Source organism: Enterobacter cloacae (assembly GCF_011078175.1).
Lineage (GTDB): Bacteria > Pseudomonadota > Gammaproteobacteria > Enterobacterales > Enterobacteriaceae > Enterobacter > Enterobacter cloacae_Q.
The window spans coordinates 198070-224273 of the sequence record NZ_JAALCJ010000004.1; the positions used below are offsets into that span (position 1 = coordinate 198070).

Consider the following 26204-nt stretch of genomic DNA (forward strand, 5'->3'; position numbering starts at 1 on the left):
GAATATTCCGCAAACAATACCAGAGCGCTTTTAAGGTTAAGAAATTTTATCTTCATTTCCCCTCCGGTCTGCGCGAGGGGAGACGGTCAGGGCATTTTTTCCAGCATCAGGCCAGCTCGCAAACCAAACGCGACCGACGGATTAGGAAATAAAACATATTCCGTGGATTTCTGTACCGCATAGCGCGTTTCACCCTCTTCCGCCAGCAGGACGCCCTGGCGAAATGGCGTAAAGTTCAGCGTATGGGGCGCCATATGAAGCTGGAAAGCCTCGCTTTGACGCGTAATCTGCTGCACGACCCGATAGCGCACGACGGGTTCCCGGGTGGGTTCCGGCGCAACCCCGGCGAGCAACGCCCGAAGCGCCTGATGCGTAGGGGCAAAACGCGTCAGGTCGTTTTGCCCGAACGGCAGCGCTTTTCCCAGCTCCAGGGTGCAGGATAACGCGCCCAAATTCTCGCAGGTGAAGTGGGTAAACGTGCCGCCTGGCGTCTGGTGGAAGACCAGCGCCTCCAGCCCCGCGTCGCCAAGCCAGGTCAGAAACGCCTCATCCCACGGCTGATGACGCTGCGGTAACACGCCAAAACGCACGTGATACGAGGCGCGAATGGCCGTATGCAGATCGAGGTGCCAGCGCGTTTCCCCCGCCCCGGCAAAAAACGCCGTCACCACCTTCTCCAGCCATTGCGCGCGAGTCGTCTCATCACTCTGTGGAAACTGCGCCCAGCGGCCACCAAACATGCGGTTGATGTCGCTCACGAGATACCGCCTGTTTTGCGCCAGCGCAGGCGGATTTCCCAGCACCACCAGCAGACGGCAGTGCAGCGTGATCTCTGCGCGATACAGCGCGCGCAGCAAAAGATCGACAATCTCCACGGGCGCGGTTTCGTTTCCATGAATGCCGGTCGAAAGCAGCAGCGACAGGTTATATTCCCCCCTCGGCGTCAGTTCAAGCACGCCCGGCCCCAGCCATCGCCAGTAGAACGAGGGGCCTTCCCCCTCGTGCCGCTCCGGTGTCTCTTCGACCAGCGTCAGCGCCAGTAAGTTTTCCATATCGTCTCCTTAGCGCTGGAACGGGTAAACCGATCCCAGTTGCAGGATGGTCGATAATGCATCCAGCGCCTCGCGGCCTTCGCGCAGCAGCTGCGGATCAACCAGATCGGCCTGAACCAGACGGTCGCGATAATAGCGCTCCACCCAGTCGTTGAGCCTATTGAACAGCGTGTCGTTCATCATCACTGCCGGATTCACGGCCTGCATTTCCTCCGGCGTTAACACTACGCGCAGTCGCAGGCACGCCGGTCCCCCGCCGTTTGCCATACTTTCCCGCAGATCAAACACGCGCAGTTCATCAATCGGGTTATCCGCCTGCACCAGTTCACTGAGATAACGCCAGACGCCCTGATGTTCCCTGGACTCCTGCGGCAGCACCAGCATCATGCTGCCGTCCTCCCGGCTCAGCAGCTGGCTGTTGAACAGATAGGTTTCGACCGCATCCTGCACGCTCACTGCCTGCGCAGGGACCTGAATCGGCATAAATCCCGGGACGCGTTCGCGCAGCGTGGCCAGCAACGTTTCCTGATGGGCAAACGCCTGCTCGTGGCAGAACAGTACCTGACGGTTGGAAACAGCAATCACATCGTTGTGAAACACGCCCTGGTCGATCACCTGCGGATTTTGCTGGGCAAAAATCACCTGAGAAGGATTAACCTGGTTCAGCCGCGCAACCGCCTGGCTTGCAGCTAAGGTTTGTCTCGCCGGATAACGAACCGGCGCGGCGTGGCCGCCCTCTTCCCGTCCGTAGATAAACAGCTGTACACCCGGTTCACCATAATCGCCGCCCAGACGGTTGTGGTTTGCCGCCCCTTCATCGCCAAACATCGCGACCTGCGGCAGCGCCGAATGCACCTCGAAATGCGCATCGTGATTAAAAATGGCGCGCAGCACGCGCCCGGTAGTCTCCGCTTCGCTGGCGCGGTGAAATTTGTTGTTCAGGTTAGCAACGGTCAGATGCACTTTGCCGTCCAGCGTATCCGCCGACGGCGCGACGGTGGCGGCATTCGCCACCCACATCGAGGAGGCTGAACTGGCTGCGGAAAGCAGGTGTGGCGTCTGCGTGCCTGCTTTTTCCACCACCTGTTCATCCGTACCGCTGAACCCCAGCTGGCGCAGCACGGCCACGTTTGGGCGCTCCTGCGGCGGGATCACCGCCTGCGGGAAACCGGCATCGGACAGCGCCTTCATTTTCAATAGCCCCTGCTTCGCCGCCAGCTTTGGGTTCGATACCTGGAAACGGTGCTTCGTCGACGCTTCATTACCGAACGACAGCCCGGCATAGTGGTGCGTCAGCCCCACGAGGCCGTCAAAGTTAACCTCACGCGCTTTCATGGGCGTCACCCTCTGTAAAATCCAGCCCCGGATTCAGCGTCTCCGGCAGCGTCAGCGCCGGGGTTTCCAGGCTTGCCATCGGCCACGCGCAGTAATCGGCGGCATACCAGGCGCTGGCGCGATGGTTGCCCGACGCCCCTACGCCACCAAACGGCGCGGTGCTCGCCGCACCGGTCAGCGGTTTGTTCCAGTTCACGATCCCGGCGCGCGCTTCCAGCAGCAGCTGTTCGAATTTCTCGCGATGCGGCGATATCAGGCCGCTCGACAGGCCGTAGCGGGTGTTGTTGGCCCTCTCGATCGCCGACTCAAAATCGTCATAGCGCCAGACGCACAGCAGCGGGCCAAAGACCTCTTCATCCGGCACGTTGCTCGTCGCACTCATCTCAATAATCCCCGGCGTCAGCAGCGACGTGCCCGGCTGAACCAGCTTCGGCTCCAGCAGGGTTTTCGCCCCGCGCGCCACGTGTTCCTGCCAGGCTTTCAGCACGTTCAGCGCCGCCTGCCCGGAGATGAGACCGCCGATAAACGGCTGCGGCTCGGCATCCCATTTCGCGGGAACCAGACGTGCGCTCACCTCTACCAGACGCTTCAGGAACGCATCCCCCTGCGCACCTCGCTTAACCAGCAGGCGGCGGGCACAGGTGCAGCGCTGACCGGCGGTAATGAACGCCGACTGAATGGTCAGGTGAACCGCAGCATCAATATCATCCGGATCTTCCACAATCAGCGGGTTGTTGCCGCCCATCTCCAGCGCCAGAATTTTTTCCGGCTGGCCCGCCAGCTGGCGATGCAGCTCATAGCCCGTTCCGGCACTGCCGGTGAACAGCAGGCCGTCAATGTCGCTCAGCGCACTCAGCGCCTGACCGGTTTCACGCCCGCCCTGCACCAGATTCAGCACCCCCGGCGGCAGCCCCGCCTGCTCCCAGAGTTTTACTACTGCTTCTCCGGTTAAGGGGGTTAACTCACTCGGCTTGAAGATAACGGTATTCCCCGCCAGCAGCGCAGGCACAATGTGCCCGTTCGGCAGATGTCCGGGGAAGTTATACGGGCCAAACACCGCCAGCACCCCGTGCGGACGGTGGCGCAGCGTGGCGGCACCGTCTGGCATCTCGGTATGCTGCTCGCCGGTGCGGGTATGGTACGCCTTCACCGATATTGCAATTTTGTTGATCATCGCCGTGACTTCGGTTGTTGCCTCCCAGCGCGGCTTGCTGGTTTCGCAGGCAATGATGCGGGTCAGCTCGGCTTTATTGGCCTCCAGCAGCGCAGCAAATTTCTCAACCAGCGCCTGGCGCTCGGAGAATGGCCGTTTCGCCCATGCCGGAAACGCGCGCCGTGCAGCCTGGCATGCCTGCTCAACCTGCCCGGCACTGGCATCGTTCCCCGACCAGAGCACCTCCTGACCGACCGGGTTAGTTTTTGTCCGCGCGTCACCTTCGCCCGTTACCCAGTCACCGTTAATCCATAGAGTCATGCTGTTTTCTCCTCAGGGCAGAGCCGCACCAGGCGAACCGTGTCGCCAGCGTTACATTTCAGGGCATCCAGTTGCGCAGCCGTCAGTACCAGGCGCTCGCATGATGGGTTGGTTCGCACCAGCATGGCGCGGAAGTTGGTGTAATTCTCGTTCGAGACCAGGCAGGCTGGCCACTCGCCCGGCGCGGGCTGGCCTTCTGAAACCTCAACCAGGCGGCTTTTACGGATGGCGCGAACGCGGTCAATGTCGCATTCCAGCGTCGGGCCGCCGTCGAAGATGTCGACATAGTTACGGTAGCGAAATCCTTCTTTCTCCAGCACCGCGCGGGCCGGGGCGGTTTGCGGGTGAACTTCGCCTATCACCGCCTGCGCTTCCGGTGTTAAGAAATGGGTATAAATAGGATGCTTCGGCATCAACTCGGCGATAAACGCCTTCTGACCCGTACCGCACAGGTAATCCGCCCGGCTGAATTCCATGGAGAAGAAGCGTTCGCCCAGGCTCTCCCAGAACGGCGAATAGCCCGTCTCATCAATCACGCCGCGCATCTCCGCGACCACTTTTTCGTTGAAGCGGTCGCGAAAGGCGGCCATAAACATAAAGCGCGATTTGGAGAGCAGATAACCGTTGCCCTCTTTGCGCCAGTCCGGATCGAGAAACAGGGTGCAGAGTTCGCTGGCGCCGGTATGGTCATTACAGAGGAAGAGCGTCGGCAGCGCGTTGTAAACGTTCAGCTCTTTCGAGGCGTGGACCATCGTACCGACGCGGTAGTTGTACCACGGATCGTTAAGCCCGACAGCCACTTCAATGGCGCAAATCCCCGCCACGGTTCCCGTGTCGGTATCTTCCAGCACAAACACATAGCCCTGTTCGCTCTTTGGCAACGTCCCCTGCCAGGTTTGCAGGGCGCGCTCAATGCGCGCCGACAGCGTTTTTTCATCGGCAGGCAGCGAGGTCAGCCCGCCCCCTGTCTTACCGGCAAGCTGCATAAGCCCATTGATATCGCCGGGCGCAACGGGACGGATGACCATCATGATGACACCCCGGACTTCACCTGTTCACACGCCAGCGCAAAACGATCTAACCCGGTTCTGACCTCTTCCTCGCTGACGATCAGGGCAGGAGCAAACCGCACCACGTTAGCGCCGGCAATCAGCACCATCACGCCCTGTTTCGCTGCTTCCTGTGAAATCAGCTTCGCTTTGCCGGCAAACTCAGGGGCAAGCTCACAGCCAATCAACAGCCCAAGACCGCGGATCTCTTTGAACAGGCCAGTTTTGCTGTTAATGGCCGTGAGGCGTTCAACGAACCACTGGTGACGCTGCTTCACGCCGTTCAGCACCTCAGGGGTGTTGATGATATCCAGCACCTGTCCGGCGACAGCGGTGGCCAGCGGGTTACCGCCGTAGGTGGTGCCATGAGTGCCCACGGTCATCACGCTGGCGAATTTATCGGTGGTCAACATCGCCCCCACCGGGAAACCGCCGCCGAGCGCTTTGGCTGTTGAGAGTACATCCGGGGTCACGCCATAGTGCATGTAGGCGTACAGCTCACCCGTGCGGCCCACGCCGGTCTGGACTTCGTCAAAAATCAGGACCGCGTTATGCCGATCGCACAGCTCGCGCAGCCCTTGCAGGAACGCTTTCTGGGCGGGCATGACGCCGCCTTCCCCCTGCATGGGCTCGACAATCACCGCACAGGTGGTGTCGTCAATCAGCTCGCTGGCAGAGTGTAAATCGTTATACGCCGCATGACGGATATCCGGCGGCAGCGGCGCAAAATCCTGAGAATAAGAGGGCTGCCCCCCCGCACTGACGGTAAACAGCGTGCGGCCATGGAAGGCATTTTTAAAGGCTACGATGCCGCTCTTGTGCGCGCCGAATTTATCGTGCGCATATTTGCGCGCCAGCTTCAGCGCCGCTTCGTTCGCTTCCGCGCCGGAGTTACAGAAAAAGACTTTTTCTGCGAATGTCGCGTCAATCAGCTTCTTCGCCAGACGCAACGCCGGTTCGTTGGTATAACCGTTGCCGGTATGCCAGAATTTCGCCGCCTGGTCATTCAGCGCCTGCCGCAGCGCCGCGTTTGCATGCCCAAGTGCATTCACCGCAATCCCACCCGCAAAGTCGATATACTCTTTGCCCTGCTGATCCCACAGGCGAGAGCCCTCCCCACGTACCGGAATAAAAGCCGCCGGAGCGTATACCGGCATCATCCATTCATCGAAATTTTCACGCGTAACTGACAGAGACATAGCGACCTCATCCGGTAAATAAAAGGTTGTTTAAATGTTAAATAATTGAGTGTTTGCACTGTGAATGTAGATTGCAGCGTTCGTGCCAGCCAGCGATAAAAATGCATAAACGGGTTGGGGTAACAGAATATCAATGAGTTACAATATGGAATTATTCACTGTTAATGCATAAATAGTGAATATTTTTACGACAAGCGGCGCTTTGCCGCATGAAAACAAGAAAGAGTATGCAGAGGCCAAATATAATTCTGGAATTGTGATCGCTCGCGAAATTTATCGGTCGTTTACGCCCTGTTCGAGGGCAAAACGCGCCGAAATGGTGCAAATATTGCACCGTCGGCATTATCTGTCGCAGTAATTGGGCGAAGCGGATAACAGACGACGTAAATTCTGCTACCATCCTTGCACTATTCACCTTGCATTGGCAGCGACTATGAAATTTGTCTCTTTTAATATCAACGGCCTGCGTGCCCGCCCTCACCAGCTTGAAGCGATTGTTGAGCAACATCAGCCAGATGTGATCGGCTTGCAGGAGACAAAAGTTCACGACGATATGTTCCCGCTCGAAGAGGTAGCAAAGCTGGGCTATAACGTCTTTTACCACGGTCAGAAAGGTCACTACGGCGTTGCGCTGCTGACCAAAGATACCCCAGTGTCGGTGCGTCGTGGCTTCCCGGGTGACGATGAAGAGGCCCAGCGCCGCATTATCATGGCTGAAATTCCTTCCGCACTCGGCAATGTGACCGTCATCAACGGCTATTTCCCGCAGGGTGAAAGCCGCGATCATGAAACCAAATTCCCGGCCAAAGCGAAGTTTTATCAGGATCTGCAAAACTACCTGACAACCGAACTCAAAAACGAAAATCCGGTGCTGATCATGGGCGACATGAATATCAGCCCGACGGATCTGGATATCGGTATTGGCGAAGAGAACCGTAAGCGCTGGCTGCGCACCGGCAAATGCTCTTTCCTGCCGGAGGAGCGCGAGTGGATGGAGCGCCTGCTGGGTTGGGGGCTGGTGGATACCTTCCGCACGGCTCACCCGGAGACGCAGGACCGCTTCTCGTGGTTTGACTACCGCTCTAAAGGCTTCGATGACAACCGGGGCCTGCGTATCGACCTGCTGCTGGCAAGTGCCCCGCTGGCCGAACGCTGCATCGAAACCGGTATCGACTATGACATCCGCAGCATGGAAAAGCCGTCCGACCATGCGCCGGTATGGGCAACGTTCAAGCTGTAAACATCAGTGAATATTAAAAAAATCAGTCTTCTGTGCGCCCTTCTGGGCGCATTTGTTTTGATCGTTGTTTTGCTTCCTCCGGGCATGCTCTCCCTCGACACGCTAAAAATGCACCAGCAAACGTTGCTCGATCGCGTGGAGCAGGCGCCCCTTCAGAGCGCGCTAGTCTATTTTGCGGTTTACGTTCTGCTCTCCGCGCTGTCGATCCCCGGAGCCGCGCTTCTGACGCTGCTCGGCGGGGCGATTTTCAGCCTGTGGGAGGCGACGCTGTTGGTGTCATTTGCCTCAACGCTCGGCGCCACGCTTGCCATGCTCGTTAGCCGTTATCTGCTGCGCGACTGGGTGCAGCGGCGCTTTGCCGCACAGATGAAGACGATCGATGCGGGGATGGATCGCGACGGCGCGCGCTACCTTTTTGCCCTGCGCCTGATGCCGTTGTTCCCGTTTTTTCTGGTCAATCTGCTGATGGGGCTAACCCGTCTCAGGGTGCGTCACTACTGGTGGGTCAGCCAGCTTGCTATGCTACCCGCGACCGTCATCTATCTGAACGCCGGACGCGAGCTGGGGAAACTCACCTCGCTGCACGAGATCCTGTCGCCGGGACTGCTGTTCGCCTTTACACTGTTAGGGTTATTACCCGTGGCCACTCGCTGGCTGTTTTCCCGTTACATCCCTTCGATTAAAAAGTGAGGCATTATGCGCCGGGTGCGTTTTTGCGCGTTTCTGACGAGTCTGCTGCTGGCAACCTCTGCCTTCGCCGCAGAGAGCTGGCAATCCATTCAGCAACAGGCCACCGGGCAGACCGTCTGGTTTAACGCCTGGGGCGGCGACGAGGCCGTTAACCGCTACCTCGACTGGGTGAGCGGCGAGATGAAAACGCACTATGCCATTAACCTGAAGATCGTTCATCTGGCCGATGCCGCCGATGCGGTGAAGCGGATCCAGACGGAACAGGCCGCAGGACGCAGCAGTAACGGGTCGGTGGATCTGCTCTGGGTAAACGGGGAAAACTTCCGCACGCTGAAGGAGGCGAACCTGCTGCTCACCGGCTGGGCGCAAACCCTGCCCAACTGGCGCTACGTCGATACCCGTAAACCGGTCACGGAAGATTTTGCCATCCCGACCGATGGGGCAGAATCCCCATGGGGCGGCGCGCAGTTAACCTTTATCGCCCGGAAAACGAGCATGCCGACGCCGCCGACAGATCTCCACGCGCTGCTGGTATACGCCCAACAGCATCCTGGTAAGGTGAGCTATCCGCGACCGCCGGATTTTACCGGCACGGCGTTTCTTGAACAGCTACTGCTGGCGCTGACCGCCCATCCGGAGGCGCTAAAAAACGCGCCGGACAGTTCCTTTGCGCAGGTCACCGCGCCGCTGTGGGATTACCTTGATACGCTGCACCCCCTGCTGTGGCGCGAAGGGAACGATTTTCCTCCGTCGCCTGCGCGCATGGATACGCTGCTGGCCAGCGGCAGACTGAACCTGTCGCTCACCTTTAACCCCGCCCATGCGATGCAAAAGGTGGCGAGCGGTGAACTGCCTGCCGACAGCTACAGTTTCGGCTTTCTCAAAGGCACGATCGGCAACGTCCATTTTGTCGCCATCCCGGCAAACGCCAGCGCGAGCGCAGGCGCGAAGGTAGTGGCCAATTTCCTGCTTTCACCGCAGGCGCAGATCCGCAAAGCTGATCCTGACGTCTGGGGTGACCCGAGCGTACTGGATGGCGAAAAACTGCCTGCGAAAGCGGCAAAACAGCTTCGCGCCTTTACACCCTCAGGCACACCTGATGTGCTGCCCGAACCGCACGCCGCCTGGGTTAATGCCCTGGAGCAGGAATGGCTTCGCCGCTACGGAACCCGCTAAGCGGGCTGGTCTGGGCGGCAATGGCGGTGATCTATCTGCCCCTGATTCCCGCCAGCGGCATGCTGCTGGCCCCGGCGTTTTCTCCCGGCAACTGGGCGGCGCTGTTTGCCGACCCGCAGCTGCCGCAGGCGCTGGTCGCCACGCTGGTTTCCACGCTTACCGCGACGCTGGGCGCACTGTTTATCGCCCTGAGCCTGCTTGCGCTTCTCTGGCCGGGTGAAGGCTGGCAGCGCCTCAGTACCCGTCTGCCGTGGCTGTTAGCGGTGCCGCACGTCGCCTTCGCCACCAGCGCGCTGCTGCTCTTTGCGGAAGGGGGGCAGTTTTACCGGATCTGTACTGTCTGCTCACCGCATCTTGACCGCTACGGTATCGGACTTGGCCTGACGCTTGCGGTCAAAGAGAGCGCATTCGTTCTGTGGGCAATCTACGCCGCGCTGCCTGAAAAGCGCCTCGCACAGCAGAAAATCGTCCTGCATACCTTCGGCTACGGACGAATGCAGGCGCTCAACTGGCTCGTCCTCCCGGCAATCGCCCCCGCGCTGGGCGCCGTGATGCTGGCGGTGCTCGCCTGGTCACTTTCCGCGGTGGATGTGGCGATCGTGCTCGGGCCGGGCAACCCGCCTACGCTGGCGGTGCTGGCCTGGCAGTGGCTCACCCAGGGCGATGCGCAGCAGCAAATAAAGGGAACATTGCTGTGTCTGGTGTTGCTTATGCTGCTGGTCGCGCTTGCCGCGGTGGGATATGGCCTCTGGACGGCATGGCGGCGCGCCCAGCCCGATCTCTCCGGGGTACGTCGCGCTTCGTATACCGCATTGCCCGCACGGACGCTGGGCGGGTTACTGCCGCTGTGCGGCGTGCTCTGTGCGCTGGTTCTGGTGACGCTGGCACGCCGGGACGACATCGGCCCCGTCAGCGACAGCCTTTCACTGGGACTGTTGTCCAGCCTGACAGCGCTGGTCATCATCGTGCTCTGGCTTGAGTGGGGCCCCCGGCGCGGCGCGATGTGGGTCTGGCTGCCGCTTGCCCTTCCGCCGCTGCCCCTCGTCTCCGTGCAGTACGCCGTGGCGCTGTGGCTGGGCATCGATGGCCAGTACGCTGCCGTGCTCTGGAGCCATATGCTCTGGGTCCTCCCGTGGATGCTCCTGGTGCTGCAACCGGCCTGGCGCAGGCTCGATCCCCGGCTTATCCTCACCGCCAGAACGCTGGGCTGGCGACAGGCGAAAATTTTCTGGCTGGTGAAATGTCCCCTGATGATTCGTCCGGCCCTGCTGGCCTTTGCCACCGGCTTTTCCGTGAGCATGGCCCAGTACATGCCCACCCTCTGGCTGGGAGCGGGACGTTTCACCACCCTGACGACGGAGGCGGTCGCCCTCAGCAGCGGCGGCAGCATTCCGATCCTCGCCAGCCGGGCGCTGGGTTTGTTGTTATTGACCAGCGGCGTATTTGCCCTCGCCGCACTGCTCTCCCGGCTCGTGGGCCGTCACAGACAAGGACTACGTTAATGCTGACCGTGAAAAATCTCACCATTGCGCCACTCTTCCGTGAGGTCAACTTCCGCGTCCCGGCGGGGGAGATCGTCACGCTGATGGGGCCCTCCGGGAGTGGGAAATCGACCCTTTTTGCCTGGATGGTGGGGGCGTTATCCGCTGATTTTAAGGCGCACGGCGAGCTGTGGCTGAACGATCGTCGCTGCGACAGGCTCCCCGTGGAAACGCGCGGGATCGGCATTCTGTTTCAGGACGCCCTGCTGTTTGACGCCTTCAGCGTGGGGCAAAACCTGATGCTGGCGCTGCCATCGCATATCGTCGGCCGCGCCCGCCGCAACGCGGTCGAGCAGGCCCTGGAGACTGCCGGGCTGGCAAACCACTACGCCAGCGATCCGGCGACCCTTTCCGGCGGCGAGCGCGCCCGGGTCAGCCTGTTGCGCGCCCTCCTCGCCCAGCCGCAGGCATTGCTGCTCGACGAGCCGTTCAGTCGACTGGATAAAACGCTGCGCGCCTCATTCCGGGCGTGGGTATTCGAGGTCACTCGCCAGCGCAGGATCCCGGTGGTGCTGGTCACGCATGATGAGGACGATATTCCGCCCGGCGGCGAGGTAATTGAGATTTCTCGCTGGCAATAATGTGCTAACGCAATGTTTTTGGCTTCAGGAGAGACGACAATGCCCCCCTCTTTTAATGACGTCAGGTTTTTCGATGAAACGTGTTTCTCAACTGACCGCGCTGGCCCTGTTCTGCGGCCTCGCCTCACTCTCCTCCATGGCGGCTGATATGCCCCACTCCCTCACGCTGGCCCAGCTTCAGGCGCAAAACGGCGCGGTAATTGATACGCGCATCAGTGCGTTCTATAACGGCTGGCCGCAGACCCTGAGCGGAACGTCCGGGCATGAGCCCGCCGCGCTTAACCTCTCTGCCAGCTGGCTTGGGGCAATGAGCGATGAACAGCTCAGCGGCTGGGCAAAACAGCATCGGCTTACGCCTGACATGCCGGTTGCGCTCTATGGCAACGATGATGACAACCAGACCGTCAAAACGCGGCTGGAGAAAGCGGGCTTTACCCACGTTTCCACCCTGGGCGACGCCCTGCAACAATCCGACCGGCTGCAACGACTGGCACATTACGAACAGCTGGTTTATCCGCAGTGGATCCGCCAGTTGCAGCAGGGCAAACCGGTTACCGCCGCACCAGCCCGGGAGTGGAAGGTGATCGAGGCTGGCTGGGGTGCGCCGAAGCTTTATCTCCTGAGCCACATTCCCGGTGCGGGCTATATCGACACCAATGAAGTGGAAAGCGAACCGCTGTGGAATAAGGTCTCTGACGAAAAGCTGAAAGCGATGCTGGCGAAGCACGGGATCCGTCACGATACCACCGTCATTCTGTACGGTCGCGACGTGTATGCCGCCGCTCGCGTGGCGCAGATCATGCTCTACGCGGGCGTGAAGGATGTGCGAATTCTGGATGGCGGCTGGAAGGCGTGGTCCGACGCCAGCCTGCCCGTTGAGCGCGGAACGCCTGCAAACGTGAAGCCAGCCCCTGATTTTGGCGCGCCGATCCCGGGCCAGCCGCGGCTGATGGTCGATATGGAGCAGGCCCGGGGAATGCTGCACCGTCAGGACGCCTCGCTGGTGAGCATTCGTTCCTGGCCAGAGTTTATCGGTGAAACCAGCGGCTACAGCTATATCAAGCCAAAAGGTGAAATTGCCGGTGCGCGCTGGGGCCATGCGGGCAGCGACGCGACCCACATGGAAGATTTCCACAATCCGGATGGCACCATGCGCAGCGCCGATGATATTGCCGCCATGTGGAAAACGTGGAATATCCTGCCTGAGCAGCAGGTTGCGTTTTACTGTGGTACCGGCTGGCGCGCGTCTGAAGCCTTTATGTACGCCCGCGCCATGGGCTGGCAGAACGTTGCCGTCTACGACGGCGGCTGGTACGAATGGAGCAGCCATCCGCAGAACCCGGTCTCCACCGGGGAGCGCGGACCGGAGAGCGCACGCTAGCGGGGAAGTGACTTCAGCGTGATATAACCGCTCCATATGCGCGTTGTGGTGGTCAGCCAGCACAACGCGCCAAACGTCCAGGCAAAGAGCGCGAAATGCGCCGGAAACAGGCAGCACAGCACAAACAGCACGATAGTCTCCGTTCCTTCCGTTAATCCTCCAATGTAATAAAGCGACTTGTGCGCATAGCCGGGGTTGTCGATATTATGCTTCCCCGCCAGCGCAGCAAAGGCCAGGAAGCTGCTGCCCGTCCCCATAAAGGCGAACAGCAGCCAGGCGGCGGCGATCGCATTGTCAGCCGGGGCGGCCAGCGCAAAGCCAAACGGCACCAGCGCGTAAAACAGGAAGTCGAGGGCGATATCAAGAAATCCTCCCGCGTCCGTCAGGCCACGACGACGCGCCAGCGCACCGTCCAGACCATCCAGCAGCCGGTTCAGCACAATGGCCGCCAGCGCCGCCGGATACCAGCCCAGCGCCAGAAACGGTAACGCCAGCGCGCCAATCGCAAACCCGGCGAGCGTTAAGCCATCAGGCGTGATAAACGGTTTATCCAGCGCGGCGGCCAGCTGATTTAACCCTGGTTTCAGCCGGGGGTGCAGATGTTTATCCAGCATGCGGTTTACCTTTAAACGTGGCGCACAGCCCCTGAGCCGGGATATCCAGCGCGGCGTTAAAGCGGGCGGAAAGATTCTGAAAGGCAATCAGAGCCGTCATTTCGGTGATGGTCTCTTCCGTAAAGTGGTGCTTCAGCAGGCTTTTGATATTTTCATCCACCTGAGGCGGCGTGGTGGTGACCGCTTCCGCATAGGCCAGCGCCGCGCGCTCCTCTTCGCTGAACAGGGTGGAATTTCGCCAGTCGCTGACGGCCTGCACCTTATCCAGCGCCCCGCTCCGCTCGGCCAGACGCAGGCTGTTGGCATCAATACAAAATGCGCAGTGGCAGATCTGCGAGACCCGCGTCATTAGCAGCGATCGCAGAACCGGGGTCAAACGCGCCTTGCGCCGCTCCAGATAGCCGACAAACAGTGCCACCAGCCAGAAAAGACGCGGCATACGCCCCCACCAGCGCGTGGGGTTCAGCACCGCGCCGAAGTGCTTTTTCTGCATGGCGGCAATGGGGCTAAGGCAGACGGGAAGGGTTTCCATGGGCGCAACCCAGGCGGATGTCTCTTTCACCTGATTCTCCTGAAGACTGGACTCTTTGAAAGGGCACGATAATATGTCGGTTTTCGCTTTTAATTATTGACGAACATGCTGAAAACACTCGATGTTGTTGCGGCCATCCTTGAAAAAGAGGGCAAGATTTTACTGGCGCAGCGTCCCGATCATGCCGATCAGCCAGGAATGTGGGAATTTGCGGGCGGAAAGGTTGAAGCCGGTGAGACCCAGCCGGAAGCGCTGATCCGCGAACTGCGCGAAGAGCTCGGCATTGAAGCCGTGCCCGCGCGGTATGTGGCAAGCCACCAGCGGGAGGTGTCGCAGCGGCTGATTCACCTCCACGCCTGGCATGTACCTGAATTTAGCGGTGAGCTGAAGGCGCATTATCATTCGGCGCTGGTATGGTGCACGCCAGAAGAAGCGTTCACGTATGATTTAGCCCCGGCGGATATACCGCTGCTGGAAGCGTTTATTCTTTTACGCGACGCCAGACCAGCGGGTTTGTACTGAGGGTGCGTTCATCACGCTGGCACTGCAACAGCACGCCATCTGCCCTGACCACCGCCCCTTCTGAATAGTTTTGATCCTGATAGATACAGCACTGATTACAGGGCTGAGCGCGCTGGCCGCCAGCACTAAAAACCTCTGGCGGCACGTTCACCTCAACATCCGGGCGGATGCGGTCAGCCAGTGCCCCGGCGGATAACATCAGACATAACGCGGCCATTGCGTAACGGTTCATAGACTTTATTTCCTTTGCAACGTTTATATTTATAACGGTCGATCCGAACGGGATCTTTAATTTATCTCGTCATCGCTTTTGGTTATGACACACGTCTTGTCATTAATTTCCCTTTCGGCATAAATTTCTGCTTGCCTCTCAAAGCGGTGCGGGTGGTATAGTCAAAAAAACGACACAAAACATCTCCGCCACACGCATACATTATTATAAGAGGTTCTTATATCTATGGATCAGACACGCTCTCTGGAAAGCTTTCTTGCCCATGTTCATCAGCGCGACCCGCACCAAAGCGAGTTTGCCCAGGCCGTTCGTGAAGTGATGACCACCCTGTGGCCCTTCCTTGAGGAAAATCCGCGTTACCGTCAAATGGCGCTGCTTGAACGTCTGGTAGAGCCGGAGCGCGTCATCCAGTTCCGCGTGGCATGGGTGGACGATCGTAATCAGGTGCAGGTCAACCGCGCGTGGCGCGTGCAGTTTAACTCCGCCATCGGGCCGTTTAAGGGCGGGATGCGCTTCCATCCATCGGTAAACCTGTCGATACTGAAATTCCTCGGCTTCGAGCAGACGTTTAAAAATGCGCTCACTACCCTGCCGATGGGCGGCGGTAAGGGCGGGAGTGATTTCGATCCGAAAGGCAAAAGCGAAGGCGAAGTGATGCGCTTCTGCCAGGCGTTGGTCACTGAGCTCTATCGCCACCTTGGGCCGGACACCGACGTTCCTGCCGGGGATATCGGCGTGGGTGGCCGCGAAGTGGGCTTTATGGCCGGGATGATGAAAAAGCTCTCCAATAACAGCGCCTGCGTCTTTACCGGCAAAGGTCTGTCGTTTGGCGGCAGCCTGATTCGCCCGGAAGCGACGGGTTACGGTCTGGTCTATTTCACCGAAGCGATGCTCAAGCGTCACGGGCTGAGCTTCGAGGGGATGCGCGTGGCGGTCTCCGGCTCCGGCAACGTGGCCCAGTATGCGATCGAAAAAGCGATGGCGTTTGGCGCGCGCGTGGTGACCGCGTCCGATTCCAGCGGTACCGTGGTGGATGAAGCTGGCTTTACGACAGAAAAACTGGCGCGTCTGTGCGAAATCAAAGCCAGCCGTGACGGTCGGGTAGCGGATTATGCCCGTGAATTTGGCCTGACCTATCTGGAAGGTAAACAGCCGTGGGGCGTGCCGGTGGATATCGCCCTGCCGTGCGCGACGCAAAACGAACTGGACGTGGACGCCGCCCGGACGCTGATTAGCAATGGCGTGAAAGCGGTAGCGGAAGGGGCAAATATGCCCACCACCATTGAAGCGACCGACCTGTTCCTGGACGCGGGCGTGCTGTTTGCACCAGGCAAGGCGGCGAACGCTGGCGGCGTAGCAACATCCGGTCTGGAAATGGCGCAAAACGCCGCGAGAATGGGCTGGAAGGCAGAGAAAGTGGATGCCCGTCTGCACCACATCATGCTCGATATTCATCACGCCTGCGTGGAGTACGGCGGTGAGGCTTCGCAAACCAACTACGTGCGCGGGGCGAATATCGCCGGGTTCGTGAAGGTGGCCGATGCGATGATCGGACAGGGTGTGATTTAGTTTCGCTGCATTCTCGCCCTTGTAGACCCGGTAAGCGTTAGCACCACCGGGCTTTTTTCAGGCCGGAGAGCGGCTTTTCGCCGGGTGGCGGCTTCGCCTTACCCGGCCTACGGTTTAAGCGGTTGTATCTTTGGCCGCGCTTTTCTTCTTCTTGAACGGTTTCTTCGCCCCGCCACCCGGCGCAACCATCCCTCTGAACCGCTTCACCGGCGTACTGCGCGCCTGGTCAATCAGCTGATAAAGCGTCCCCACCAGCGGCTGCATAAAGTCCTGGTAACGGCACTGCTTTTCGCTGATTTGCGTCAGCACGGATTCCCAGTGCGCGGTCATGTCCGGCCTCGCGGCCAGCTCCGGCAGGGAGTGGATGAGCGCCCGACCCGGCTCCGTGGAGTGGATATAGCGTCCTTTTTTCTCCAGAAAACCGCGCCTGAACAACAGTTCGATGATCCCCGCGCGGGTCGCCTCGGTGCCCAGACCGTCGGTAGCGCGCAGGATCTTCTTCAGATCTTTGTCCTGCACAAAACGGGCGATACCGGTCATGGCCGAAAGCAGCGTCGCATCGGTGAAATGGCGCGGCGGCTGGGTCTGTCGTTCAACCACTTCGCCCTTCTCGCACAGCAGCTCGTCGCCTTTGGCCACGACCGGCAGCGGCGTGCCGTCGTTCTCTTCGTCACGCTCTTTGTTGCCGAGCAGCGTGCGCCAGCCCGCTTCCGCGAGGAAACGCGCTTTGGCGATAAATTTGCCTTTGGCAATTTCCAGTTCAATAACGCACTTGCGGAACACCGCGTCCGGGCAGAACTGCATCAGATACTGACGCGCGATCAGGTTATAGACCTTTGCTTCGTTGTCGGTCAGGTTGACGTTGCTGGTGCGCGCCGTCGGGATTATCGCGTGGTGGGCATCGACTTTTTTATCGTCCCAGCAGCGGTTATGGGTATCCGGGTTTACCGCCGGTTGCGGCAGCAGATCCGGCGCATGGACGCCAATGGCATTCATCACCGAGTGACGTCCGGCGAAGTGTTCTTCCGGCAGATAGCGGCTATCCGAACGCGGGTAGGTGATAAGCTTGTGGGTTTCATAGAGCTTCTGGCAGATATCGAGCACGTTCTGCGCGCTCAGGCCAAACTTTTTTGCCGCCTCAATCTGAAGTGCGGAAAGAGAAAACGGCAGCGGTGCGGGTTCTGATTCCCGTTTATCGTTATAGCTGGTGACAATGGCGGGCTGGCCGGTAATGCGGTTGACCACGTGCTCCGCCAGCGGGCGATGCAGCAGCCGTCCCTCTTCGTCCTGATATGACTCACAGGCATCACTCGGCTGCCAGACGGCGGTAAAGCGTTCGTCTTTCGGCGTGACGATATGCGCTTTAACTTCGAAGAAGTCTTTGGCGACGAAATTTTCGATCTCTTCGTCGCGACGCACCACCAGACCCAGCACCGGTGTCTGGACACGGCCCACGGAGAGTACGCCCTGATAACCCGCGTTGCGCCCGAGAATAGTGTAGGCGCGGGTCATGTTGATCCCGTACAGCCAGTCCGCACGGGCACGCGCCAGCGCGGAGACACACAGGGGAATAAATTCGCTGTTGGCGCGCAGGCGCGAAATAGCCCGCTCCACCGCCTGCGGGTTGAGGTCGTTGATCAGGCAGCGCTGCACCTGCTGGCGCTTTTCCGGCGCCAGCTCCAGGTAGTCCAGCACTTCATCGACCAGCAGTTGCCCTTCCCTGTCCGGGTCACCCGCATGGACCACTTCCGTGGCCTCATGCAGAAAGCGCTTAATAACGTTGAGCTGTTTGGTGACGGAAGGACGCGGTTGCAGACGCCACTTTTCCGGCACAATCGGCAGATCGTTAAGGTTCCAGCGGGCGTAGCGGCTGTCGTAGACATCCGGCTGCGCCTGCTCAAGCAGGTGACCAATACACCAGGTGACCACCTGCCCGTTACCGCATTCGATAAAGCCGTCGCCTTTGCGATGCGGCTTGGGCAGTACATCAGCGATGGCGCGCGCCAGACTTGGCTTTTCGGCAATAAACAACCGCATCGAATTAACGGATCTCAATCATCGGGCGGCCACCGCGGGCGGTCACCAGCTCCCCAATGGCCGTCAGGGTAATGCCAAACTCGGCAGCCGTCGCCTGAACGTCAGCCTCTGCTTCCGGCGTCACCGCCAGCAGCAGACCGCCGGAGGTTTGCGGATCGCACAGCAGGTTACGCCACGCTTCCGGCATCTCGCCCATCAGGTGACCGTAGCTGGCGAAGTTGCGCTGCGTCCCGCCCGGCACCGCGCCCTGCGCAATGTACTCTTCCACGCCCGGCAGCTTTGGCACGTCCTGATACCAGACCTGCGCCTGCACGCCCGCGCCCTGACACACTTCGGAGAGGTGGCCCAGCAGACCAAAACCGGTCACGTCGGTCATTGCCTTGACGCCGTCAATATTGGCGAAAGCCGCACCGGCGAGGTTCATCTGGCACATCACGTCCGTTGCCAGACCAACATGCTCAGGCTTCAGCAGGGATTTCTTTTCTGCGGTAGTGAGTACGCCAATGCCGAGCGGCTTGGTGAGGAACAGCTTGCAGCCCGCCTGTGCGGTGCTGTTGCGCTTTACGCGCTCGGTCGGCACCACGCCGGTGACGGCCAGGCCGAAGATCGGCTCCGGCGCATCGATAGAGTGACCACCGGCCAGGGCAATACCCGCCTGCTGGCAGGCAAAGCGTCCGCCTTCGATGACATCGCGGGCAATCTCCGGCGGGAGGGTGTTAATCGGCCAGCCCAGAATGGCGATCGCCATAATCGGTTTACCGCCCATCGCAAAGATATCGCTGATGGCGTTGGTGGCCGCAATGCGTCCGAAGTCGAACGGGTTGTCGACAATCGGCATAAAGAAGTCAGTGGTGCTAATAATGCTGGTGCCGTTACCTAAGTCATAAACCGCTGCATCGTCACGCGTTTCGTTACCGACAAGCAGGTTCGGGTCGACAAACTTCGCCTGCTCACTGTGCAGGATGGTCTCCAGCACTTTGGGGGAAATTTTACAACCGCAACCGGCTCCGTGGCTGTATTGCGTTAAACGAATGGTTTGCTCGCTCATGGACGTCTCCTGTCATCTCAATCGCGCTATGGTAGCGCTCATTCCATAAAGAGGTAAGTATGACTGTCTGAATTCTGCGGCAGATGCTCAGAATCCAGACAGTTTAGCGCGTGTGATTAAAAACGGCTGACGAAAGGCGTGGTGTCCGGCACGCTAATGGTGCTGGAGGCTTTAAGCTGTGGGGTACCGAGATAGAGGAAGCCGACAATTTTATCATGTTCACCGCAGGAGAAGCCTTCCCGCACGACAGAACTTTCGGTCAGCGGTCCGGTGCGCCAGATGCCATTGAAGCCCTGCGCGACGGCGGCCATCTGCATTGCCATTACCGCGCAACCGGCAGACATTTCCTGCTCCCAGACCGGCACTTTATGATCGGCCTGGCATTTTGCGACGACCGCGACGATCATCGGCGCCCGAAACGGCGCGTTGCGGGCTTTATCAATTCCCTTCTCATCCTGGCCTGCGGCAATCGCCCCCTGCATCAGCAGCTCGCTGAAGCGGTCGCGCCCTTCGCCTTCAATAATAAAGAAGTGCCACGGCTGCAATGTGCCGTGGTCCGGCGCACGCATTCCGGCACGCAGAATGTTTTCCAGCTGCTCGCCGACGGGTGCCGGTTCGGCCAGGCGGGAAGCGCTACGACGGTTAACAAGCAGTTCAAGTGCGTCCATTGGTTAACTCCTTTCATGAAATTTACTCACAAAATTAACACGACAGCAGAATTTGTTACAGCGTGGCAGGCGATTCCTGCTGACAAGTGGCGGTTGGGTCATTACGATAACCGCACATTACCGTCCCGTGGCGACGGATACAGTCCTTTTCTGGTTAGGGAGAATACATGCGAACCCTTTGGCGAATCTTTGCCGGTTTCTTTAAATGGACGTGGCGACTGCTCAACTTCGTCCGCAACCTGGTGATGAACATCTTCTTCATCTTCCTGGTCCTGGTATGCGCAGGTATCTGGATGCATATCAGCAACGCAAACCAGTCGCAGCATTCGACGCGCGGCGCGCTGTTACTCGATATCACCGGGGTGATTGTTGATAAGCCATCGACCAGCAACCGTCTGGGCGTAATTGGCCGCCAGCTGTTCGGCGCAACGTCAGACCGTCTCCAGGAAAACTCCCTGTTTGATATCGTCGACACCATCCGTCAGGCCAAAGACGATCGTAACATCACCGGTATCGTGCTGGACCTGAAAGATTTTGCCGGGGCCGATCAGCCGTCAATGCAGTACATCGGTAAAGCGCTGCGCGAATTCCGCGACAGCGGTAAACCGGTTATTGCCGTTGGCGACAGCTACACCCAGGGGCAATATTATCTGGCGAGCTTTGCCAATAAAATCTGGCTTTCGCCACAGGGCACGGTCGATCTGCATGGCTTCGCCACTAACGGTCTGTACTACAAATCCCTGCTCGACAAGCTGAAGGTCACTACCCACGTCTTCCGCGTCGGGACCTATAAATCTGCCGTGGAGCCGTTTATCCGCGATGATATGTCCCCTGCCGCCCGTGAAGCGGACAGCCGCTGGATTGGCGAGCTGTGGCAGAACTACCTCGGCACCATTGCCGCTAACCGTCAGATCACCGCGGAGCAGGTCTTCCCGGGCGCGCGCGGCGTGCTGGACGGCCTGCGCAAGGTGGACGGCGATACGGCGAAATACGCGCTTGATAACAAACTGGTCGATCGGCTGGCTTCCAGCGCTGAAATTGAAAAAGCGCTGACCAAACAGTTCGGCTGGAGTAAAGAGGACAAAAACTACAGCGCCATCAGCATGTATGACTACGCCGCGAAAAAGCCGGACGACAGCGGTGACAGCATTGCCGTGGTGTTTGCTAACGGGGCCATTATGGACGGCGAAGAAACGCCGGGGAACGTCGGCGGGGACACCACCGCGTCGCAGATCCGCGATGCGCGCCTGGATCCGAAAGTGAAAGCCATTGTTCTGCGCGTCAACAGCCCAGGCGGTAGCGTCAGCGCCTCCGAGGTGATCCGCGCTGAGCTGGCCGCCGCGCGCGCCGCGGGCAAGCCGGTCGTGGTCTCGATGGGCGGCATGGCGGCTTCCGGGGGATACTGGATCTCGACGCCAGCCAACTACATTGTGGCTAACCCAAGCACGCTGACCGGCTCGATTGGCATCTTCGGCGTAATCAACACCGTAGAGAACAGCCTGGATTATCTCGGCGTCCACACCGACGGCGTCTCCACCTCGCCGCTGGCGGATGTGTCCGTGACGAAATCCCTGCCGCCTGAGGTGTCTGAGATGATGCAGCTCAGCATTGAGAGTGGCTATAAACGTTTCATCACGCTGGTGGCGGATTCCCGTAAAAAGACGCCAGATCAGATTGACCAGATCGCGCAGGGCCACGTCTGGACCGGCCAGGACGCGAAGAGCAACGGTCTTGTAGACAGCCTGGGTGACTTCGACGACGCCGTGAAGAAAGCGGCGGAGCTGGCGAAGCTCAAGCAGTGGCACGTGGACTATTATCAGGACGAACCGACGTTCTTCGATATGGTCATGGACAGTATGTCCGGCTCCGTCCGCGCCATGCTGCCGGACGCGCTTCAGGCTTATCTGCCGGCGCCGGTAGCGACCGCGGCGAAAGCCATGAAAGCAGAGAGCGACAAGCTCGCGGCCTTCAACGATCCGCAAAGCCGTTACGCATTTTGCCTGACCTGTGCGAACGTGCGTTAAAACCCGTCCCCTCTTCCTGCGAAGAGGGGATTTTTTCTTTTGAAGAACAAGAACTCATTACCATGCAGAAGAAATCAATTTATGTCGCCTATACCGGCGGTACCATCGGTATGCAGCGCTCAGAAAATGGCTATATTCCGGTTTCCGGCCACTTGCAGCGCCAGCTGGCGCTGATGCCTGAATTCCACCGTCCGGAAATGCCGGACTTTACCATCCACGAATATGAGCCGCTGATGGACTCCTCCGACATGACGCCGGAAGACTGGCAGCATATTGCAGACGATATTAAAGCCCATTACGACCAGTACGACGGCTTCGTGATCCTGCACGGTACCGACACCATGGCGTTCACCGCCTCGGCGCTCTCCTTCATGCTGGAGAACCTGAGTAAGCCCGTCATCGTGACCGGCTCGCAGATCCCGCTGGCGGAACTGCGTTCAGACGGGCAAATCAACCTGCTTAACTCCCTGTACGTGGCCGCTAATTACCCGATCAACGAGGTATCGCTGTTCTTTAACAACCGGCTGTACCGCGGGAACCGTACCACTAAAGCGCACGCCGATGGCTTTGACGCTTTTGCCTCACCTAACCTGCAACCGCTGCTGGAAGCGGGGATCCATATCCGTCGTCTGGGCACGCCGCCCGCGCCAAATACCGCAGGCGAACTGATCGTTCACCCGATCACCCCGCAGCCGATCGGCGTGGTGACGATTTATCCAGGTATTTCCGCCGACGTGGTGCGCAACTTTCTGCGCCAGCCGGTGAAGGCGCTGATCCTGCGCTCCTATGGCGTAGGTAACGCCCCGCAGAACGGTGAGTTCCTGAAAGAGCTTCAGGAGGCGAGCGATCGCGGGATTGTGGTGGTTAACCTCACCCAGTGTATGTCCGGCAAGGTCAATATGGGCGGCTACGCCACCGGTAATGCTCTGGCTCACGCAGGCGTAATCAGTGGTTTCGATATGACCGTTGAGGCAACGCTGACTAAACTTCACTATTTACTGAGTCAGGATCTGGATATTGATTCCATTCGCCGCGCCATGATGCAAAACCTGCGCGGGGAACTGACGCCGGACGAATAAGGAGGTCCCATGAAGCAACGCGCCCTGTTACTGGTCGATTTGCAAAATGATTTCTGTGCGGGCGGTGCGCTGGCCGTGGCGGAAGGCGACAGCACCGTAGACGTCGCGAATTCGCTGATTGAGTGGTGTAAGGCTCGTGGTGAAGCGGTGGTGGCGAGTCAGGACTGGCATCCGGCAAACCACGGAAGCTTTGCCAGCCAGCACAACGTTGAGCCTTACAGCCAGGGCGAACTGGACGGGCTGGCGCAAACTTTCTGGCCCGATCACTGCGTGCAGCAGACGGAAGGCGCTGAGCTGCATCCGCTGCTGAACCAGAAGGCGATCGACGCGGTGTTCCACAAAGGTGAAAACCCAACCATCGACAGCTACAGCGCGTTCTTTGATAACGGTCATCGTCAGAAGACGGCGCTGGACGCGTGGTTACGCCACCATGAGATCACCGAGCTGATTGTGCTGGGACTGGCGACGGATTACTGCGTGAAGTTCACCGTGCTGGATGCGCTCCAGTTGGGCTATACCGTGAATGTTATCACCGACGGCTGTCGCGGGGTGAATATTCAGCCGCAGGACAGCGCCCAGGCGTTTATGGAGATGGCCGCAGAAGGCGCAACGCTGTATACGCTGGCTGACTGGATGGAGACGCAGGCGTAAGCTTTTTTAGCCGGATGGCGGCTTCGCCTTACCCGGCCTACTTTCTCTGGTTTTGTAGGCCGGGTAAGCGTCAGCGCCACCCGGCATTTCCTCTCTAATCCCCATAAAGTGAACTCCCTCGCATCACAAGCGAAACGGCGATGCTATTCTCTTCAGGCTGTTTTTTCGCCACGCCTTTTCTGTGGCGTGGTTATTTTTATTCAGTCAAAGAGGAACTTATATGAAACGTTTGCCCTTGCTGGCAGCATTACCCTTGCTTTGCGCGTCACTGGCTTCCGCCGCGCCCCTGATGTCCGTGGGCTACTTCAATGGCGGTGGCGATGTTACCGCCGGACCGGGTGGCGATATTAATAAACTCGACGTCCGCCAGATCACTCACCTCAACTACTCGTTTGGTCTGGTCTATAACAACGAGAAAGACGAAACCAACGCCGCGCTGAAAGATCCGGCAAAACTGCATCAAATCTGGTTATCACCTAAGGTGGCATCCGATCTGGCGTTACTTCCTCAGCTTCGTAAACAAAACCCGAACCTGAAAGTCCTGCTTTCCGTTGGCGGCTGGGGCGCGCGTGGTTTCTCTGGCGCAGCGGCGACCAAACAGAGTCGCGCGGTATTTATTCGCTCCGCGCAGGAGATCGTCAGTAAATACGGCCTGGACGGGATCGACCTGGACTGGGAATATCCGGTAAACGGCGCGTGGGGACTGGTCGAGAGCACCCCTGCCGACAGGGATAATTTCACCGCGCTGTTAAAAGAGATGCGTGACGCGTTTGGTAAGAAAAAGCTGGTCACGATTGCGGTGGGCGCGAATGCGGAAAGTCCGAAAAGCTGGGTGGATGTGAAAGCCATTGCCCCCCTGCTCGATTACATCAACCTGATGACCTACGACATGGCGTACGGTACTCAGTATTTTAACGCGAATCTTTATGACTCCAGCGCCTGGCCAACGGTGGCTGCCGCAGATAAATACAGCGTCGATTTTGTCGTAAATAACTATCTGACGGCCGGGCTTAAGCCCCAGCAGATGAACCTCGGGATCGGTTTTTACGGCCGCGTACCGAAGCGCGCCGTTGAACCGGGTATCGACTGGAGCAAACCAGACGCACAAAACAATCCGGTGACGCAGCCCTACTTCGGGCCGCAGGAACTGAGCCTGTTCAAATCGCTTGGCTATGATCTGACCAAAGATACCTATGTGAAATACAACGATATCGTTCGCAAGCTGCTGAACGATCCGCAGAAACGCTTTACCGAGCACTGGGACGAACAGGCGAAGGTGCCATGGCTGTCGGTGAAATCCGCCGACGGGAAGGCGCTATTTGCGATTTCGTATGAGAACCCGCGTTCCGTGGCGATCAAAGCGGATTACATCAAGGAGAAAGGTCTGGCCGGCGCCATGTTCTGGGAGTATGGGGCTGACGACGAAAACCAGCTCGCGAAACAGCTGGCGGAGTCGCTTGGGATCCCGCATCAGTAGTAAGACAATCAAGCCCTCTCCCTTTGGGAGAGGGTTGGGTGAGGGCATCAGCCCGCACGGTTATTGCATTTTCATCGTCGCAATTGGCTTCGGCGTAATGCCGAATTCTTCTTTCAGCTCGCGCTTGCTTTTCATCACCATCTGACCGTTAGTGTCGATGGTCATGTGCTGGGCGTCGGTATTGTGACGCGCCTGCCACAGCATCACCAGCTGCAAACTGTTCTCTTTTTGCTCAGGCGTGAGCGCCACACCGTCCGGCCATTTTCCCAGCTCAACGGCCGTCACCAGACGCTGATAAACCTCCGGGGTCATACCTGCAATCATGTCATCAATATTCACGATCTCTCCCTTTCAAAGGAATAATTTGCTGAATCGTTTTTTCAACCCTTGGTCTGGTCGCCGTTTTCATCATCGGTAAAGCTCATGGAAGCCGAATTTACGCAGAAACGCTCCCCCGTCGGCTGCGGGCCATCCGGGAAGACATGCCCGAGATGGGCGTCACAGTTCCCGCAACGAATTTCGGTGCGCACCATGCCGTGCGAGGTGTCCGTCAGGTAGCGGATCGCATCATCGCTGACAGGCTCGTAAAAGCTCGGCCAGCCGCAGCCAGAATCGTACTTCGTCTGGGAGTTAAACAGCGGTGCATCACACACCAGGCAGTGGTAGACGCCTTCCCGTTTATTGTGCAGCAAACGCCCGGTAAACGGCGGTTCCGTGCCGTGATTTTGCGTTACGTAAAACTGCATCTCTGTAAGGTTTTTTTTCAAATCGTCGGGGTTATGTTGGTTCGACATATGCTTACATCTCGCTGTTGAAACAGACATCTTTTAACCCAGATTCTAACAAAACATTAACACCCGCGCGTGCACTTTTGTTCTAAACTTATGTGTCGCGAAAAGGCGGTCAGGCAATTGTGATCAATTTCACATTTTAATCCTGCGAGGCCTTTAAAATTCCGGGCGCAGCCCCCATGTGGTTGCTAGCTCAAAGGGAAAGTGAGGCGAGTCAGTCGCACAAACGTTAGTCACAGGAT

The 26204-nt window shown here is 58.7% G+C and carries 25 protein-coding genes; 12 read left to right on the plus strand and 13 right to left on the minus strand.

The annotated features are described in order from the left end of the window. Positions 1-86: 86 nt before the first annotated feature. The 5 genes from astE to astC are packed head-to-tail and all read right to left on the minus strand — an operon-like array spanning position 87 to position 6109. Positions 87-1052: a succinylglutamate desuccinylase gene (gene astE / locus G6Q29_RS10625; protein ID WP_165465569.1), complete on the minus strand. Its 966-nt coding sequence runs from the start codon at positions 1050-1052 to the stop codon at positions 87-89. A 9-nt stretch (positions 1053-1061) separates the two neighbouring features. Next, positions 1062-2387: an N-succinylarginine dihydrolase gene (gene astB / locus G6Q29_RS10630; RefSeq protein WP_165465570.1), complete on the minus strand. Its 1326-nt coding sequence runs from the start codon at positions 2385-2387 to the stop codon at positions 1062-1064. Further along, a complete protein-coding gene (astD, locus tag G6Q29_RS10635) occupies positions 2374-3861 on the minus strand; it encodes a succinylglutamate-semialdehyde dehydrogenase (protein ID WP_165465571.1) in 1488 nt (495 codons plus the stop codon). The genes astB and astD overlap by 14 nt, the downstream gene beginning before the upstream one ends. After that, positions 3858-4892, minus strand: a complete 1035-nt coding sequence (gene astA, locus G6Q29_RS10640; protein ID WP_165465572.1) for an arginine N-succinyltransferase — start codon at positions 4890-4892, stop codon at positions 3858-3860. Before astA ends, astD begins: the two co-directional genes overlap by 4 nt. Next, positions 4889-6109 (minus strand): succinylornithine/acetylornithine transaminase, encoded by a 1221-nt coding sequence (astC, locus tag G6Q29_RS10645; protein ID WP_165465573.1) that lies wholly within the window; start codon positions 6107-6109, stop codon positions 4889-4891. The genes astA and astC overlap by 4 nt, the downstream gene beginning before the upstream one ends. Before the next feature lie 433 nt (positions 6110-6542). Between astC and xthA the strand changes: the two genes are divergently transcribed. The 6 genes from xthA (at position 6543) to G6Q29_RS10675 (ending at position 12718) form a co-directional block, all read left to right on the plus strand. Then, the gene (gene xthA, locus G6Q29_RS10650) at positions 6543-7349 is read left to right on the plus strand and encodes an exodeoxyribonuclease III (protein ID WP_165465574.1); all 807 of its coding nucleotides are present in this window, start codon (positions 6543-6545) and stop codon (positions 7347-7349) included. 6 nt (positions 7350-7355) lie between these two features. Next, on the plus strand, positions 7356-8039 hold the full coding sequence (locus G6Q29_RS10655) for a TVP38/TMEM64 family protein (protein ID WP_165465575.1): 684 nt from the start codon (positions 7356-7358) through the stop codon (positions 8037-8039). 15 nt (positions 8040-8054) lie between these two features. Then, positions 8055-9215: an ABC transporter substrate-binding protein gene (locus tag G6Q29_RS10660; RefSeq protein ID WP_242637213.1), complete on the plus strand. Its 1161-nt coding sequence runs from the start codon at positions 8055-8057 to the stop codon at positions 9213-9215. Continuing rightward, on the plus strand, positions 9188-10717 hold the full coding sequence (locus G6Q29_RS10665) for a thiamine ABC transporter permease (RefSeq protein WP_165465577.1): 1530 nt from the start codon (positions 9188-9190) through the stop codon (positions 10715-10717). Before G6Q29_RS10660 ends, G6Q29_RS10665 begins: the two co-directional genes overlap by 28 nt. Continuing rightward, a complete protein-coding gene (locus G6Q29_RS10670) occupies positions 10717-11337 on the plus strand; it encodes an ATP-binding cassette domain-containing protein (protein WP_165465578.1) in 621 nt (206 codons plus the stop codon). The genes G6Q29_RS10665 and G6Q29_RS10670 overlap by 1 nt, the downstream gene beginning before the upstream one ends. 73 nt (positions 11338-11410) lie before the next feature. Further along, entirely contained in the window at positions 11411-12718 is a 1308-nt protein-coding gene (locus G6Q29_RS10675) for a sulfurtransferase (protein ID WP_165465579.1), read from the plus strand. Here the strand turns inward: G6Q29_RS10675 and G6Q29_RS10680 are convergent. Together G6Q29_RS10680 and G6Q29_RS10685 are read right to left on the minus strand one after the other, a co-directional pair. Then, entirely contained in the window at positions 12715-13332 is a 618-nt protein-coding gene (locus G6Q29_RS10680; RefSeq protein WP_165465580.1) for a CDP-alcohol phosphatidyltransferase family protein, read from the minus strand. The two genes, G6Q29_RS10675 and G6Q29_RS10680, sit on opposite strands and share 4 nt — an antisense overlap. Then, the gene (locus G6Q29_RS10685; protein ID WP_165465581.1) at positions 13322-13894 is read right to left on the minus strand and encodes a carboxymuconolactone decarboxylase family protein; all 573 of its coding nucleotides are present in this window, start codon (positions 13892-13894) and stop codon (positions 13322-13324) included. The genes G6Q29_RS10680 and G6Q29_RS10685 overlap by 11 nt, the downstream gene beginning before the upstream one ends. A 75-nt stretch (positions 13895-13969) precedes the next feature. Here G6Q29_RS10685 and G6Q29_RS10690 point away from each other — a divergent pair, with 75 nt between their 5' ends. Further along, positions 13970-14386: a pyrimidine (deoxy)nucleoside triphosphate diphosphatase gene (locus G6Q29_RS10690; RefSeq protein ID WP_165465582.1), complete on the plus strand. Its 417-nt coding sequence runs from the start codon at positions 13970-13972 to the stop codon at positions 14384-14386. Here G6Q29_RS10690 and G6Q29_RS10695 read toward each other — a convergent pair. After that, the gene (locus G6Q29_RS10695; RefSeq protein ID WP_006809115.1) at positions 14346-14618 is read right to left on the minus strand and encodes a YnjH family protein; all 273 of its coding nucleotides are present in this window, start codon (positions 14616-14618) and stop codon (positions 14346-14348) included. The genes G6Q29_RS10690 and G6Q29_RS10695 overlap by 41 nt on opposite strands. 225 nt (positions 14619-14843) lie before the next feature. On the opposite strand from G6Q29_RS10695, the gene gdhA reads away from it, so the two are divergent. Further along, the gene (gene gdhA, locus G6Q29_RS10700) at positions 14844-16187 is read left to right on the plus strand and encodes an NADP-specific glutamate dehydrogenase (protein ID WP_165465583.1); all 1344 of its coding nucleotides are present in this window, start codon (positions 14844-14846) and stop codon (positions 16185-16187) included. 114 nt (positions 16188-16301) lie between these two features. Here gdhA and G6Q29_RS10705 read toward each other — a convergent pair whose 3' ends face one another. The 3 genes from G6Q29_RS10705 to G6Q29_RS10715 all read right to left on the minus strand — a co-directional run bounded on the left by G6Q29_RS10705 (position 16302) and on the right by G6Q29_RS10715 (position 19940). Next, a complete protein-coding gene (locus G6Q29_RS10705) occupies positions 16302-18224 on the minus strand; it encodes a DNA topoisomerase III (RefSeq protein ID WP_165465584.1) in 1923 nt (640 codons plus the stop codon). Between the two features lie 4 nt (positions 18225-18228). Continuing rightward, complete coding sequence (selD, locus tag G6Q29_RS10710) at positions 18229-19272, minus strand: selenide, water dikinase SelD (RefSeq protein WP_165465585.1); 1044 nt, start codon at positions 19270-19272, stop codon at positions 18229-18231. Between the two features lie 116 nt (positions 19273-19388). Continuing rightward, positions 19389-19940 (minus strand): NAD(P)H nitroreductase, encoded by a 552-nt coding sequence (locus G6Q29_RS10715; RefSeq protein ID WP_165465586.1) that lies wholly within the window; start codon positions 19938-19940, stop codon positions 19389-19391. Positions 19941-20107: 167 nt separating this feature from the next. Here G6Q29_RS10715 and sppA point away from each other — a divergent pair, with 167 nt between their 5' ends. The 4 genes from sppA (at position 20108) to G6Q29_RS10735 (ending at position 25171) form a co-directional block, all read left to right on the plus strand. After that, positions 20108-21964 carry a signal peptide peptidase SppA gene (gene sppA / locus G6Q29_RS10720; RefSeq protein ID WP_165465587.1) on the plus strand — a complete coding sequence of 619 codons (1857 nt, stop codon included), beginning with the start codon at positions 20108-20110 and terminating at the stop codon, positions 21962-21964. A 62-nt stretch (positions 21965-22026) separates the two neighbouring features. After that, positions 22027-23043, plus strand: coding sequence for an asparaginase (gene ansA / locus G6Q29_RS10725; RefSeq protein WP_032673734.1), 1017 nt, complete (start codon positions 22027-22029; stop codon positions 23041-23043). A gap of 9 nt (positions 23044-23052) precedes the next feature. Further along, positions 23053-23694, plus strand: coding sequence for a bifunctional nicotinamidase/pyrazinamidase (pncA, locus tag G6Q29_RS10730; RefSeq protein WP_165465588.1), 642 nt, complete (start codon positions 23053-23055; stop codon positions 23692-23694). Between the two features lie 220 nt (positions 23695-23914). Then, positions 23915-25171 carry a glycoside hydrolase family 18 protein gene (locus G6Q29_RS10735; RefSeq protein WP_165465589.1) on the plus strand — a complete coding sequence of 419 codons (1257 nt, stop codon included), beginning with the start codon at positions 23915-23917 and terminating at the stop codon, positions 25169-25171. Positions 25172-25231: 60 nt separating this feature from the next. On the opposite strand, the gene G6Q29_RS10740 is transcribed toward G6Q29_RS10735, so the two are convergent. Together G6Q29_RS10740 and msrB are read right to left on the minus strand one after the other, a co-directional pair. Next, positions 25232-25510 carry a YeaC family protein gene (locus G6Q29_RS10740; protein WP_165465590.1) on the minus strand — a complete coding sequence of 93 codons (279 nt, stop codon included), beginning with the start codon at positions 25508-25510 and terminating at the stop codon, positions 25232-25234. 41 nt (positions 25511-25551) lie between these two features. Further along, positions 25552-25965 carry a peptide-methionine (R)-S-oxide reductase MsrB gene (msrB, locus tag G6Q29_RS10745; RefSeq protein WP_165465591.1) on the minus strand — a complete coding sequence of 138 codons (414 nt, stop codon included), beginning with the start codon at positions 25963-25965 and terminating at the stop codon, positions 25552-25554. Positions 25966-26204: the final 239 nt, after the last annotated feature.